Source organism: Bradyrhizobium sp. Ghvi, assembly GCF_900115265.1.
Classification (GTDB): domain Bacteria; phylum Pseudomonadota; class Alphaproteobacteria; order Rhizobiales; family Xanthobacteraceae; genus Bradyrhizobium.
On sequence record NZ_FOVU01000001.1, the window covers coordinates 176,844 to 190,001 of the forward strand.

A 13,158-nucleotide genomic window follows, 5' to 3' on the forward strand; every position below is an offset into this window, starting at 1 on the left:
CGCGCGGAGCTTTCGCGGCCTCATTCCAAAGGAGGTGCACGCATCTTGCGGCGGCTGATCCGGCGAGCGCGCGGCGGTCGAGCACGGCTCATTGGGCACACTCGTGCTTCGATCGCTATCGAATCATTTCCGCACAAACTTCGTTATTGGTCGAACTGTTCCCTCTGCAATGGAGTTCCCTCATGAACGAGCAGTCGATGAATCAGCAAGCCATCCACCAGGCGGTCAGCGGCGGTGGTCTTCTGGTCGTGGCGCAATGGGAAGCGAAGGCCGAGCAAGCCGATCGCGTGGCTGAGATCCTGCGCGGCTTCCTGCCACAAGCTCAAAGCGAGCCCGGCGTGAAGCTGTTCCTGATCAGCCGCGCCAAGGACAATCCGGCCCAGTTCCTGTTCTACGAATTATTCCGCGACGAAGCGGCTTTTAAGGCGCATCAGGAGAGCGTGCATTTCAAGAGCTACATCGCCGGGCAAGCGCTGCCGCTGCTGGCGAAACGCGAGCGGACGCAATACGCGCTCATGTGAAGGAAAATACTGGCTCGCCCTCTCCCCGAGACAAGGGAGGGGGAGTCGGCCAGAGCTCAAAACCGCGGAATATCGGGGAATGCCAGCTTGCCCGCATGCACATGCATGCGGCCAAGCTCGGCGCAGCGGTGCAGGGTCGGAAACACCTTTCCGGGATTGAGCAGACCCTGCGCGTCGAACGCACATTTCAGCCGCTGCTGCTGGTTGAGATCGATCTCGGTGAACATGTCCGGCATCAGGTCGCGCTTCTCGATGCCGACGCCGTGCTCCCCGGTGAGCACGCCGCCGAACTCGACGCAGGCGCGCAGGATATCGGCGCCGAAGGCTTCGGCGCGCTCGATCTCGCCCGGCTTGTTCGCATCATAAAGGATCAGCGGGTGCAGATTGCCGTCGCCAGCGTGGAACACGTTGGCGCAGCCGAGCTGGTATTTTTCGGAGAGCTCGCGGATGCGCGCCAGCGCTTTCGGCAGCGCGCCACGCGGAATGGTGCCGTCCATGCAGAGATAATCGGGCGAGATGCGGCCCACGGCGGGAAATGCCGCTTTACGGCCTGCCCAGAACAGGTTGCGCTCGGCCTCCGAGCTCGAGATCTGGCAGGTTGTGGAGCCGCAGCCGTTGGCGATCGCCTCGACGCGCGTGATCAATTCGTCGACCTCGATCTTGGGGCCGTCGAGCTCGATGATGAGCAGAGCTTCGACGTCGAGCGGATAGCCGGCGTGGACGAAGGCTTCGGCGGCGTGGATCGCGGGCTTGTCCATCATCTCCATGCCGCCGGGAATGATTCCGGCGCCGATGATCCGCGCGACGCATTCGCCGGCGGCCTCGACTTGTGCGAATCCCACCATCAGCGCGCGCGCCGTCTCCGGCTTCTGCAGGATGCGTACCGTGATCTCGGTGATGACGCCGAGCAGGCCTTCCGAGCCGGTGATGACGCCCATCAGGTCGTAGCCGCAGTTCTCGCACCCCTTGCCGCCGATCCGCAGGATCTCGCCGCTCATCAGCACGATCTCGCAACCGAGCACGTTGTTGGTGGTCATGCCGTATTTCAGGCAGTGCACGCCGCCGGAATTCTCGGCGACATTGCCGCCGATCGAGCAGGCGATCTGCGAGGACGGATCGGGCGCGTAGTAGAAGCCGGCATGCGCCACCGCCTGGCTGATGGCCAGGTTGGTGACGCCGGGCTCGGTGACGACGACCCGGTTGTCGAAATCGATTTCCCGGATGCGCTTGAACTTGCCGAGCCCAAGCAGCACGCCGTCCTCCAGCGGCAGCGCGCCGCCGGACAGCGAGGTGCCGGAGCCACGCGGCACCACCTTGATGCCGTGGGCGGCACAATATTTCAGGACGAGCGAAACCTGCTCGGTCGTATCGGGCAACACCACGACCATCGGCGGCTGCCGATAGGCCGTCAGCCCGTCGGATTCATAGGCGCGCATCTCGGTTGGCGTATCGATCACGCCCTCGCCGGGCACGATTGCGCGCAATGCAGCGACGATCTCAGCGCGGCGCGCCAGCACCGCCTGATCGCTCGCGGGCATGATGATGGCCATATTACGAAACCTTCGTCCGGCATTGGAATTCGTTCCAGCAAATCAACCATGTCTCCCGCCGTTTGGGTAGGGTCGTCCGAAGGTCGCATTGCTTTGTTGCAGCGCAAGTTCTCTCTGGGGCAAGTCTGCTAGCAGGAAACCTGCCACAGTTTCGCGGCTTGTCCACTTGCACCGGACCTGCCAAAACGACGACCCACCATCTGACCCCCGGGAAGAGACGAAGAGCATCCTATGACAAAACTGACTTTCGGCGCGCTGGTTGCCCTTGCCATGACTGCCGCAGCGTCCAGTGCGATGGCGCAGGACGTCGCAGCCGGCAAGACGTCGTTCAACAAGTGCCTGGCCTGCCACGCGATCGGCGAAGGCGCCAAGAACAAGGTTGGCCCCGAGCTCAACGGTCTCGACGGCCGCAAGTCCGGCACCGCGCCGGATTACAACTATTCGGAAGCCAACAAGAACTCCGGCATCACTTGGAACGAGGCCCAGTTCAAGGAATACATCAAGGACCCGAAGGCCAAGATCCCCGGCACGAAGATGGCGTTCGCCGGCATCAAGAACGAGACCGAGATCAACAATCTCTGGGCCTATGTGTCGCAGTTCGACAAGGACGGAAAGATCAAGCAGTAAGCGCGCTAGAGGCGGCCGCTAATCGGCGGCCGCCTGCATCGGGGCGATATGAGCGATCATCGTCTCGATCTCCGCCTTCACGAGATCCGGCACTGCGTTCTGCACCATGTGGCCGAGATCCGGCAGCACGATCAGCCTTGCATTCGGCACCGTCGCGGCGAAAGGGCGCGCGTGGATGTCGGTCTTCACCGTCTTGTCGGGCTCACCGGCGATGATCGTGACAGGCAATCTGATCTCGCCGTAGCGCGCGGCCTGTGCGGCCACCGACGCTTTCAAGGTCACAAGATCATAGGCATTGGCGATGAATTCGCGCGGGCGCAGCAACAGCGGCGTCGCCGAGTCCTTCACGAAACCATCCGGCATCGTCTGCGGCAGGAAGACATTGCGCGCACCGGAGTCCGTGACGAAATAGCCCAGCGGCAGCGTGATGGTGTAGGCGAGCAGCGGGCCGATCACCGGCATTGCGATGATCTCGTTATAGCGGCCGACGCCGCCGCGCCAGGGATGGGTCACCGGCGCCAGCATCACGAGACCAGCGACGCGGCTCGCATGATCGAGCGCCAGCCGCGCGCCGAGGGCGCCACTCCAGGAATGCACGACGAAGATCGCACGCTCGATCCCGAGCTCGCCAAGCGCCGCGTCGATCATCCGCGCCTGGATCTCCGGCGTCGAATCCTGCCGCAATGCGCGCGTGCTCCAGCCGTGGCCGGGACGGTCGATCAGGATGACGCGGTGCTGCTTGGCCAGGAGGTCGCCGAGCGGACGCCGCATCACTTCGAGGTTTGAGCTTGCGCCGTGCAGCATCACGATCGGCGGGCCCGCCTCGCGCGGGCCGATATCGACGACGTGCAACGTCGCGCCATCGACCTCGATCATCCGGCCTTGCGGCGGAAACGCGCGTTGCAGGGCAATGACGCCGGCTTGTGTGACCAGCGCCAGCAGCACCAGCGCGGTCACGACTGAGAGCACGATCATGGAGAGGGTCCGGGCGATCCGGGGCACATCAACGTTACGGGTGGCGCGGGCGGCAGTTTCGCGCAAGGCGGCCCCGCGCTTCGACGGTAAATGCCGCCCCTGTGGATATGTGCACAATCAAGAGCCAAAAAGTCCAACGGAATCAAAGACCCCATTTGATCCGCCAAGCTTCGGACCGGTTTCATGCAGTCGTCATCGCGCTGTCCATATAATCGCCACGGTCGGTTCCGCCATTTAGACGCGGATGGGCGCCGATCCCTCCTCGCAGCCCCAGAGGATGCGGGAAAGACCGGCAGGATTGTCCTGGTTTGAACCGGAGGATTTTCGATGCGCTTCAGATCGAACGACACCGCAATCGACGAGATCGTGGCGAGCTGCAACGGCGATTTGCGCGGCGCCGTGCGGGCGCTGCTCTTGATCAACGAGCACCTCGAGAGCGAGCTCGCCAAGGCCTATGCCGCAGCCGCCGATCGCGGTCTCGCCGAACGCGGCACCAGCGTCCTGCACTAGCCGGCGCTATCCTCGGCCTTTTCCTCGTCGGGCGTGGGCGCCGGGCAGGCACGGATGGTCGAGCGGGCCAGCTTGGCATCGGCCTTGGACTTGTAAGGACCGTCGCCGAACCAGATATCGCCGATGATGACCGGATTGCTGGTCACGATGTGGCATTTGCCGGTGGCGCGATTGCCGACCACCCAGAACAGTCCGTCGGCGAGGCTCATCGTCCCCGACGCCAACAGCAAGCTGCAAGCAAAGATCAAGCGCTTCATGGCTTTTGCTCCTGCCTTGCAGGTAGACCTGCGGCGGCGCCGACAGTAGCCGCCGCGGCACAGTGCTTCCGATCGTGGTTAATCGGTCCGCGCCGCAACCGCTCGAAATATCGACTAGATGTCGCGGCCCTCGACCTTCTCGGTCAGGGCCTTCACCTGATCGGGAATCTTCTCGAGGTGCGGATTGACGGCGAGCGCCTTGCGATAGGCTTCGAGCGCGCGCTTCTCGTCACCGACGTCCTGCATGATCATGCCGAGTCCCGCGAGCGCGCCGAAATGTCGGGGCTCGCGGATCAGCACCTCGCGGATGTCGGCGAGCGAGCGGGCATAGTCGTTCTGCATATAGTAGAGCGTGGCGCGCCGGTTCCAGGCCTCGATGTAGTCGGGCCGCAGCTTGATGACGGCATCCAGCAACTTGATTGCGACGTCGACCTTCTGCGCATCGACCGCGGCCTTGGCCCGCGCCATCAGCAGCGCCGCGGTATCGCTCGGGGTCTGCAGCCAGATCGCCCAGATCCGTGCCTCGACATGCTTGGCGCTGGCCTCGTCAGGGGCGGCCTTCAACGCGCCGAACAGGAAATCGAGATTCTTGGTGCGGTCGGCCTTGGGCAGCTTGGCCGGCGCCTCCGGCAGCTTCTTCTGCTGCTTCGCCGGCGGGGCCGGATCATCCTGCGCCACCGCCGGGGCGAGGCCGGCGGCTCCCAGAGCGAGGGCCAGACACAGGGTGCGCGCGAAACGGAATCTCACGGTCATGGTGAAAGTCTAAACGCGCAAAGCCGCCCTTGCAAAGCAAAGGCGGCGTCAAACTCGTGTGAGCCGTGGTCTTGCGGGGCGCGCGGAAGGGCGCAGCCGGGACTGATCAGCCCTGGCGAGCCTTGAAGCGGCGCTGCACCTTGTTGATCACATAGACCCGGCCCTTGCGGCGGACCAGGCGGTTGGCGCGATGGCGACCGCGCAGCGACTTCAGCGAGTTACGGACCTTCATGGCAGAATCCTGAACGTTCGAAAGGCCGTGTTCGGCACTACCGTTTCGGCACGCGCGAATGTGGCAAAATGAGATCTTTCCCGCTGGCGGACCGGCCGCCCGGGATGGGGCGGTTCTTAAGGCATGGCGGCAGGTGATGTCAATGTTAACTGCCCGGATCCCTCAAGGCAAAATCGTGAAAACAACCCCATGCACAGTAGATGCGGCCGGATCGGTCCAATCCGACGTGTCCGAGGCCGAGCCGTCCAAAGACCTTTGCCGCCTGCGATTTCGCCGCCAGCAACACCTTGCCAAATTCGTTATATCATATAATCAATTTGCCAACCCGTCGGGAGGAAACCAATGCCGAAGCTGAAGCTGCCTGATATCGACAAGGTCGTCGCGATCGACATCCACACCCATGCCGAGGAGCCCTGCGGCTGTCATCCCGACGACGGCTATGACGACTTCCAGGCCCAGATGGCCGAGTATTTCAAGTCGCCCAACAAGCACCCGCCGACCGTGCCGGAGACCGCGGCCTACTATCGCGCCAAGAACATCGCCGCGGTGATCTTCCCCGTCGATGCCGAGCGCGAGACCGGCTTCCGCCGCTACAACAATTACGAGATGATCGAGGCCGCGTCCGACCATCTCGACGTCCTCATCCCGTTCGCCTCGATCGACCCGCACAAGGGCAAGCTCGGCGCGCGCGAGGCGCGCAAGCTGATCGAGGAATACGGCGTGCGCGGCTTCAAATTCCACCCGACCATGCAGGGCTTCTACGCAAACGACCGCATGGCCTATCCGCTCTATGAAGAGATCAACAATGGCGGCGCAATCGCGCTGTTCCACACCGGCCAGACCGGAGTCGGCTCGGGCATGCCGGGCGGCATGGGCATGCGGCTGAAATATTCCAACCCGATGTACATGGACGACGTCGCGGCCGATTTCCCCGACCTCAAGATCATCCTCGCCCACCCCTCCTTCCCCTGGCAGGAAGAGGCGCTGTCGGTCGCGACCCACAAGCCGAACGTCTATATCGACCTCTCCGGCTGGTCGCCGAAATACTTCCCGCCGATCCTGGTGCGCTACATCAACTCGATTCTGCAGGACAAGATGCTGTTCGGCTCGGACTGGCCTGTCATCACACCGGACCGCTGGCTGTCGGATTTTTCCAAGATCGAGATCCGCGACGAGATCCGGCCGAAGGTGCTGAAGGCCAACGCGCGCAAGATTTTGGGGATCTAGCGGAAGATTCTCGCGATCTAAGAAAGGCCCAGCGACCAGCGCTGATGTCCGCTCATCCGCGAACGTCGGCGCGATCAGTTCACGCTTGCCAGATAGCCGGCCAGGATCGTCCGGCTCTGGCTGAGCGTCTCGATGCGCTCGTCGATCAGGCCAACCTGCTCGGTGAGTATTTTTCGCAGCTCATTGCACGGCGTGAAGGTCGGATCATTGTTGCGAACGCAGGGCAGCAATTGCTGGATCGTCTGGAGCGTCATCCCGGCCGCGCCGAGCATCTTGATCCGCCGTACGGTTTCCTCTTCGGCCCGGCCATAATCGCGATAGCCGCTATCGGTGCGCTGCGGCGCAAGCAGACCCTCACCTTCGTAATAACGCAGCATTCGAACGCTGACTCCCGTCCTTCGGGAGAGCTCGCCTATTTTCATCTGGAAACCTCTTGACCCTCACAGCGCTGTCAGACCTTACAGACTCTGCTCACCCAGGTGAATGCCGCTTGAGAGGGAGCCACCATGAAAGTCTACCATTTGAACAGCCATGCCGGAGCCGCCCGCCTCGAACCCGTCGAGGTCGACAAACCCGAGCCCGGCGAAGGCGAGGTTCGCATCCGCGTCGAAGCGACCAGCCTGAACTACCGCGACCTGATCACCCTCGACCGCGCAGGACAAGGCGGACTCAACGGCCGCGTGCCGCTCTCCGACGGCGCGGGAATCGTTGACTCGATCGGCTCCAATGTCGCGCAATGGCACATTGGGGACCGCGTCGCCGCGTCGTTCTTTCGCGATTGGGTTTCGGGGCCGTTCAAGTCCCGCTACGTTTCGTCATCCCTCGGCGGCAACACGACCGATGGAATGCTCGCGGAGTATGTCGTGCTGCCGGCCACGGCGCTCATCGCCGTGCCGGCGCATCTGTCTCTGGTCGAGGCGGCAAGCTTGCCTTGCGCGGCTGTCACAGCATGGCACGGCCTGATCGCGCGCGGCCGGATGCGCAGGGGCGACACGCTGCTGGTCCAGGGAACAGGCGGCGTCGCGCTCTTCGGCTTGCAATTTGCCGCTGCGCTGGGCGCGCGCGCGATCGTCATCTCCTCCTCGGATGAGAAGCTCGCCCGTGCCAAGGCGCTGGGCGGCTCGATCCTGATCAACTATCGCGACACGCCTGACTGGGATGTCGCCCTGATGAAGGCGACGGATGGGAAAGGCGCCAGCCACATTCTCGAGCTCGGCGGCCCAGGCACCTATGACCGGTCGCTGCGTTCCGTCGCGTCAGGCGGCAAGATCATACAGATTGGCGCCCTGACGGGGTTCGGCCCGAAACCGGACCTCGCCCGTCTGCAATGGGAGAATGCCGACATCATCGGAGTCACCGTCGGATCGGTCGAACATTTCACGGCGATGAGCAGCTTCCTGACTGAACATGCGATCCACCCGGTCGTGGATAGAATCTATGGCTTCGACGAGGTCCTTGACGCCTATGAACACCTGCGGAGTGGCTCACACTTCGGCAAGGTCGTCGTGACGCTTTAGAAGCGGACGGCTTTGCGCCCGGACCCCGGTTCGCATGTCTTGCCGGATCGCGTCGCCTCGCCAATCGCCATGAGGGCTTCGGTCGAATGTCCGAAGCCCCCTCGCGCAAGACCTTACACCTGCGCCAGGCCTCCCGACGAACACTTCACCGCCGGTGATGGCCAGGAACGCCGCCACCGCGCCTGTCTCGGAAGGGTCGCCCACGCGGCCGATCGGCGTCGCGCTGCCGAGCGCATCGAAGGCTTCCTTGCCGACGGCCTCCAGCGCAAGCTCGGTCCTGGTCGGCCCCGGCGACAGCACGTTGACGAGTCGGCCTCACACGCACGCGTTGACGGAACCGGGGTTTCAGCGCGCGTTGTTTCAGGTCGCGGTCGTCACAGCCATATCGCCATAGAGAAGCCCCGTATACGTGAGTATAGTCGTCAAAGGCATATTCCTGATCGATCTTGGGCGCCCCCCGGGGAAGAGACGGCGCCCGCCGGGACCAGAAATCTGTCGATTGATCCATCGCGCGCGAGCAAGAGATGATCATGCAACATCCGATTCAAGCGCCGTCGGTCGCGCTCGATTCGAGCGAGCGCAAACGGCCCGAGGAGGCACTGCGCGAGAGCGAGGAACGCTTTCGCACGCTGGTGCAATTCTCCTTTGATGTGTACTGGGAAACGGATGCGCAGCATCGCTTCATCCGCCAGGAGTTCGCTGAGACACTTCCCGAGCCGCCGGTCTCCGAGATCGGCAAGACACGATGGGAGGTCCCGTATCTGGAGCCTGACGCAGATGGCTGGCGCAAGCACCGGGAGATGCTCGACGCTCACCTCCCGTTTCGCGATTTCGAGCTCGCGCGGCCGACGCCCGAGGGTGGCAAGCGTTATATCTCGGTTTCCGGCCTGCCCATCTTTGACACGACGGGAAACTTCGTGGGCTACCGGGGTGTGGGGCGCCACATCACGGAGCGCAAGCGCGCCGAACAAGCGCTGATCGAGAGCGAGGCTCGTTTCCGTACCTTCGTGGACCACGCGACCGATACGTTCATGCTCCACAGCGAAGATGGTCACGTTCTCGACGTGAATCGGAATGCCTGCGAAAGTCTCGGCTATAGCCGGGCCGAACTGGTTGGGGCAACTGCGGCCTTGTTCGATCTGGACATGGATGAAGCGACTTGGCGTAGCAACCGCGAGCGCCTCAAAGCCGGCGACATCGCTACGCTCGAGAGGCGCTATTGCCGAAAGGACGGCACTGTGTTTCCCGTCGAAGTCCGTATGCGGGAATTCTGCGAACGCGGCCAGTCACGAGTCATATGTTTGAGCCGCGACATCACTGAACGCAAGCGAACCGCCGAGACGCTCCGCGAGATGCAGGCTGAGCTAACACACGCCAACCGCGCGGCGGCAATGGGCCAGGTCACGGCTTCGGTGACACACGAACTAAGCCAACCAATCACCGCGGTGCTCTGCAACGCAGAGGCCGCGCTGAACTGGCTAGGAACACAATCTCCGGATCTCGAAAAGGCGCAGCAGGCGCTCGCATCCATCGTCGCTGAAGCCACCCGAGGCGGCGAGATCATCAGTTGGATCCGTTCCTTGATCAAGAAAGCTCCGGCGCCGAAGGAGAGCGTCGATGTCAATCGCGCAATCATGGACGTGATCACCATGGCCCGTAGCGAGCTGCTCAAACATGATGTCTTGATCCAGACCGACCTCGCTCCGGGCCTGCCGCTGGTGGAGGGCTATCGCGTTCAGCTGCAACAGGTGGTTCTCAATTTGATCCTCAACGCGATCGAAGCAATGAACGGCGTCGACGTCGGCGAACGAGAGCTGCGGATCAGCACGGCTGCAGATGCCTCAAATCTCGTTGTTGTCGCCGTACGGGATACCGGACCTGGACTTGACGTCGCAATGGTTGATCGCCTGTTCGAGCCCTTCTACACCACCAAGCCGCACGGGACCGGCATGGGCTTGTCGATTTGCCAATCAATCATCGAGGCGCACCGAGGACGACTTTGGACTGATGCGAATGAACCACGGGGCGCCGTGTTTCAGTTTAGTCTGCCCTCGGACCAGGGGTGATCCATGTCGCTCTTCGGGAGCGGCCATTGCACGGGCAGGAGGTCATGCCTCAAACGGTCTCAAGAATTGATCATTGAATTGACGGCCTCCGTCATGGCAGCTGGGTCTGCGTAGGTGACCATATGTCCAGCGTTCGGAACCAGGTGAAGATCGGACCGAGGCAGTGCTTGATGTAAATCTCGCGCTTGTTTGTGTTCGATCACCTGATCTTCCATTCCATGGAATATTTGCACGTCCTCGTGCATGGTCGAATAATACGCCTGGAATTGCGCTGCAGTTGGAATGAGGAGTGCGCTTTCCTCCGCAGCTGCCCTCAATTGTGTGGGTCTGAGAACGAGAGACTTTGGAAACTCATTCTTGAACGTCGAGGGGACAGATCGGGGCGCGAAAATCTTGCGGAGGGCTCCCGACAAAAGAGCCCATGAGACGATAGGCGCGACAGTGTAACTGACCAAGTCGCCCAGAATCGGTATGGCCGGACCAGACATCAGCCACACGTCCAATCGGACGGTCGGGAAGTAATACCCGGACGCAAGCACAAGACCCCGGATCGGATAATCCTTCCGCATGCCGAGAGCGATAGCGACAAAGGCGCCCCAAGAATGGCCCAGCAACACGGGATCACGGACCCCGAGCTGGTCGAGCGCCTTCATCAACAAAGCTGCTTGAGCAGTTGCACTCCATATTCGGAGCCGCGGCCGCTGACTATAGCCGAAGCCCGGGCGATCGAAGCACACCACGCGGTTGCTGCGAGCAAGAAGATCGACCAGCCCACTGATTGTGAAGTCCTGGATCATGGATCCGTTGCCATGGAGCAGCACGACACAGGGAGCCGCGGGATCGCCCCGATCGATACAGTGGAGTACGACGCCGTCGCACTCGAGAAACTTGCCGATCGGTGGATTTCTCCACTCGGCCAGTTTGGAGAAGCCGATGTTACCTATGACGAGAAGTGCCAATGACGAGGCAGCGATGAGCAATACGGTTTCAGTGGTGGTCATTGCCGCGCCTTGGTGATCGAGGTGCTAAAATCATCTGCCCCAGTGCGGAGCAGATGAGCCAACCCCCGGGAATAATCGGAAGTTGAAGTGCTCGTTCCTGCGCGCAGTGGCGGAGGATTGATTAAAAAATCGCTCGTCCCGGAACGGTCGAGAAAAGCCCACGTTTGCTCGCTTAGGATCGCACCTGTGAGCACAGGATCCGACCTCACCAACAACAACGATGGAGCAACAAATGGCCAATCCACGCCCGGAGGAAAAGCCTACCCGCCCCCCCGAGGAGACCATCCGCCGCGCCGGCGAGAGGACCGCCGAGCAGACCAGACGGATCGGTTTGGCTACAGCCGAGGCCGGAGAGGAGGTGGCGCAAGCCAGCAGCCATCTCCTCCGACAAAATACCGAGATGTTGCAAAACACCTGGCGCTTCGGCGCCGACATGATCACGGCAATGATGGGCCGCTCAACTGATCAGCTAGGTCGCACGTTCGGTATTACGGGCAATGAAGCGCAGCGGGCAGCGGAACGCTCGGTCCGCAATGCCGAAGCCATCATGTACTCTACGACCGCAGTCGCCAAAGGAATGAATGGTGCGTCGCGCGAGTACTTCGATTTCGTTCGACAGCAGATCGATAGAACTATGGACCGCATGAATGAACTCTGGCGCTGCCGAACGCCTCACGATTTGGCAGCCGTACAGACCGATCTGATGCGCGACACGATCAGTAGCGCCTTGGATACCAGCCGCCGCATGGCGGAGTTGTCTCTGAAGGTGGCTGACGATGCCGGAAACCATATAACTCAGAGCATCGAACGCATGCGGCAGGCTGCTTAAGCCGGGTGAGCATGATCATGGCACACGTGCGCGGCGGAATCAGAGCCGCGCATGTGCCTGCTCTAAGGTGCCTGGCGCAAGTCCGCCGGTCTACGAGCTGGATTCTCGTATCCCCCACCTCAGTCCGCAGGCAATGAGCCACGCCAGAGCAAGAGGAAGGATCACGAGGCCCGCGATTGCACCCCAATGCACCACGAGGAAGGCAGTGGCGCCTGCACACGCAGGGTCAGCCGTGAAAGAGCAATAAAGCTTCCACGCCGCGAGCCAGGTTTCGTTCCAGGATGCGAGCAGACCACTTACGATCACCCAAATCAGCGACGCCAATAGGCCGAGACGTTGCCAGCGCTTGATTTGCATGCTCTCGTTTCCTTGCGCCGCTCACCATTGTGGTCGAGGACAATCCGGCCAGTCATCTTTGGCCAGCGTGTAGGATGGGTAGAGTGTAAGCGAAACCCATCCAACTTCATTCTCTTAATCAGGGCGCACCAACGATTGCTTGGTACTAGCTCCGCCCGTCAGGCGACGGGTTTCGCAAGAGCTCAACCATCTTACGAACTGACTTCAGTTCGGTCCTCATCGTCTGCCAGCGGCTCAAAGCGGCTCTTTAGCATCTCGAAGGTGTTTCGGACGATGAGCAGGCTTCCGCCGAGATGTGCATTACGTTTGTCGACGCGGCGCCACGCTTCGTCTTCTGAGCACTCGAGAAGGTAGAGCCGCGTGCGAGCGCCTAGCGCTACAGCAGTCGCCTTTGTCTCATCACGCTGGCGCCGCGACCAGAAGCCGAAATCAAGTACGACATCCAGGCCGAGCGCCAGAGACCGTGTCCAATATGTGTCGATCAGCTTCGATACCCGTTGATGAAGTTCAGCAAACTGATTCATCGGTGGATCATCGCCATACAAATTCGCCATCCATTCGTCGTGGCTGAAACGAATGGCTGGCAGCTCTTCCTCCAAGCGCCGGGCAAAGGTCGTCTTTCCCGCACCAATGTATCCGTGAATCAAGTGAGCTGTAGCCATGAAGAAATCCAATAAACGAGTATGGACATCATAGCTCAATTACGGCGTGCAATCGACTCCCGTGACTCGTCGAA

The 13,158-nt window shown here is 61.6% G+C and carries 17 protein-coding genes; 7 read left to right on the plus strand and 10 right to left on the minus strand.

Translation table 11 applies throughout. The features are described from left to right. The first annotated feature begins 197 nt into the window (after positions 1–197). Positions 198–521 carry a putative quinol monooxygenase gene (locus tag BM374_RS00855; protein WP_244552505.1) on the plus strand — a complete coding sequence of 108 codons (324 nt, stop codon included), beginning with the start codon at positions 198–200 and terminating at the stop codon, positions 519–521. 56 nt (positions 522–577) lie between these two features. On the opposite strand, the gene BM374_RS00860 is transcribed toward BM374_RS00855, so the two are convergent. Further along, complete coding sequence (locus BM374_RS00860) at positions 578–2,071, minus strand: FAD-linked oxidase C-terminal domain-containing protein (protein ID WP_092288714.1); 1,494 nt, start codon at positions 2,069–2,071, stop codon at positions 578–580. A 231-nt stretch (positions 2,072–2,302) separates the two neighbouring features. On the opposite strand from BM374_RS00860, the gene cycA reads away from it, so the two are divergent. Beyond that, on the plus strand, positions 2,303–2,698 hold the full coding sequence (gene cycA / locus BM374_RS00865; RefSeq protein WP_092288715.1) for a cytochrome c-550 CycA: 396 nt from the start codon (positions 2,303–2,305) through the stop codon (positions 2,696–2,698). Between the two features lie 18 nt (positions 2,699–2,716). Here the strand turns inward: cycA and BM374_RS00870 are convergent, their stop codons facing one another. Beyond that, positions 2,717–3,673 (minus strand): alpha/beta fold hydrolase, encoded by a 957-nt coding sequence (locus BM374_RS00870; RefSeq protein WP_092288716.1) that lies wholly within the window; start codon positions 3,671–3,673, stop codon positions 2,717–2,719. A 327-nt stretch (positions 3,674–4,000) separates the two neighbouring features. Here BM374_RS00870 and BM374_RS00875 point away from each other — a divergent pair, with 327 nt between their 5' ends. Then, positions 4,001–4,183 (plus strand): hypothetical protein, encoded by a 183-nt coding sequence (locus BM374_RS00875; RefSeq protein ID WP_092288717.1) that lies wholly within the window; start codon positions 4,001–4,003, stop codon positions 4,181–4,183. Here BM374_RS00875 and BM374_RS00880 read toward each other — a convergent pair. The 3 genes from BM374_RS00880 to ykgO all read right to left on the minus strand — a co-directional run bounded on the left by BM374_RS00880 (position 4,180) and on the right by ykgO (position 5,425). Further along, positions 4,180–4,440 (minus strand): hypothetical protein, encoded by a 261-nt coding sequence (locus tag BM374_RS00880; RefSeq protein ID WP_092288718.1) that lies wholly within the window; start codon positions 4,438–4,440, stop codon positions 4,180–4,182. The genes BM374_RS00875 and BM374_RS00880 overlap by 4 nt on opposite strands. Before the next feature lie 114 nt (positions 4,441–4,554). Then, positions 4,555–5,193: a tetratricopeptide repeat protein gene (locus BM374_RS00885; protein ID WP_092288719.1), complete on the minus strand. Its 639-nt coding sequence runs from the start codon at positions 5,191–5,193 to the stop codon at positions 4,555–4,557. Between the two features lie 106 nt (positions 5,194–5,299). After that, positions 5,300–5,425 carry a type B 50S ribosomal protein L36 gene (ykgO, locus tag BM374_RS00890; protein WP_006611362.1) on the minus strand — a complete coding sequence of 42 codons (126 nt, stop codon included), beginning with the start codon at positions 5,423–5,425 and terminating at the stop codon, positions 5,300–5,302. 342 nt (positions 5,426–5,767) lie between these two features. On the opposite strand from ykgO, the gene BM374_RS00895 reads away from it, so the two are divergent. Next, positions 5,768–6,652 (plus strand): amidohydrolase family protein, encoded by an 885-nt coding sequence (locus BM374_RS00895; protein WP_092288720.1) that lies wholly within the window; start codon positions 5,768–5,770, stop codon positions 6,650–6,652. Positions 6,653–6,726: 74 nt separating this feature from the next. Here BM374_RS00895 and BM374_RS00900 read toward each other — a convergent pair whose 3' ends face one another. Next, a complete protein-coding gene (locus tag BM374_RS00900) occupies positions 6,727–7,074 on the minus strand; it encodes a MerR family transcriptional regulator (RefSeq protein WP_092288721.1) in 348 nt (115 codons plus the stop codon). Between the two features lie 84 nt (positions 7,075–7,158). Here BM374_RS00900 and BM374_RS00905 point away from each other — a divergent pair, with 84 nt between their 5' ends. Then, a complete protein-coding gene (locus tag BM374_RS00905) occupies positions 7,159–8,169 on the plus strand; it encodes a zinc-dependent alcohol dehydrogenase family protein (protein WP_092288722.1) in 1,011 nt (336 codons plus the stop codon). Here BM374_RS00905 and BM374_RS40240 read toward each other — a convergent pair. After that, positions 8,137–8,469 (minus strand): hypothetical protein, encoded by a 333-nt coding sequence (locus tag BM374_RS40240; RefSeq protein WP_502689408.1) that lies wholly within the window; start codon positions 8,467–8,469, stop codon positions 8,137–8,139. The genes BM374_RS00905 and BM374_RS40240 overlap by 33 nt on opposite strands. A 230-nt stretch (positions 8,470–8,699) precedes the next feature. Here BM374_RS40240 and BM374_RS00915 point away from each other — a divergent pair, with 230 nt between their 5' ends. Beyond that, a complete protein-coding gene (locus BM374_RS00915; RefSeq protein ID WP_177248029.1) occupies positions 8,700–10,235 on the plus strand; it encodes a PAS domain-containing sensor histidine kinase in 1,536 nt (511 codons plus the stop codon). A gap of 59 nt (positions 10,236–10,294) precedes the next feature. Here BM374_RS00915 and BM374_RS00920 read toward each other — a convergent pair whose 3' ends face one another. After that, entirely contained in the window at positions 10,295–11,236 is a 942-nt protein-coding gene (locus BM374_RS00920) for an alpha/beta fold hydrolase (protein ID WP_092288724.1), read from the minus strand. 232 nt (positions 11,237–11,468) lie between these two features. On the opposite strand from BM374_RS00920, the gene BM374_RS00925 reads away from it, so the two are divergent. After that, entirely contained in the window at positions 11,469–12,065 is a 597-nt protein-coding gene (locus BM374_RS00925; protein ID WP_092290094.1) for a phasin family protein, read from the plus strand. Positions 12,066–12,155: 90 nt separating this feature from the next. On the opposite strand, the gene BM374_RS00930 is transcribed toward BM374_RS00925, so the two are convergent. Then, entirely contained in the window at positions 12,156–12,422 is a 267-nt protein-coding gene (locus tag BM374_RS00930) for a hypothetical protein (protein WP_092288725.1), read from the minus strand. A 191-nt stretch (positions 12,423–12,613) separates the two neighbouring features. After that, positions 12,614–13,084, minus strand: a complete 471-nt coding sequence (locus tag BM374_RS00935; protein WP_092288726.1) for a P-loop nucleotide/nucleoside kinase family protein — start codon at positions 13,082–13,084, stop codon at positions 12,614–12,616. Positions 13,085–13,158: the final 74 nt, after the last annotated feature.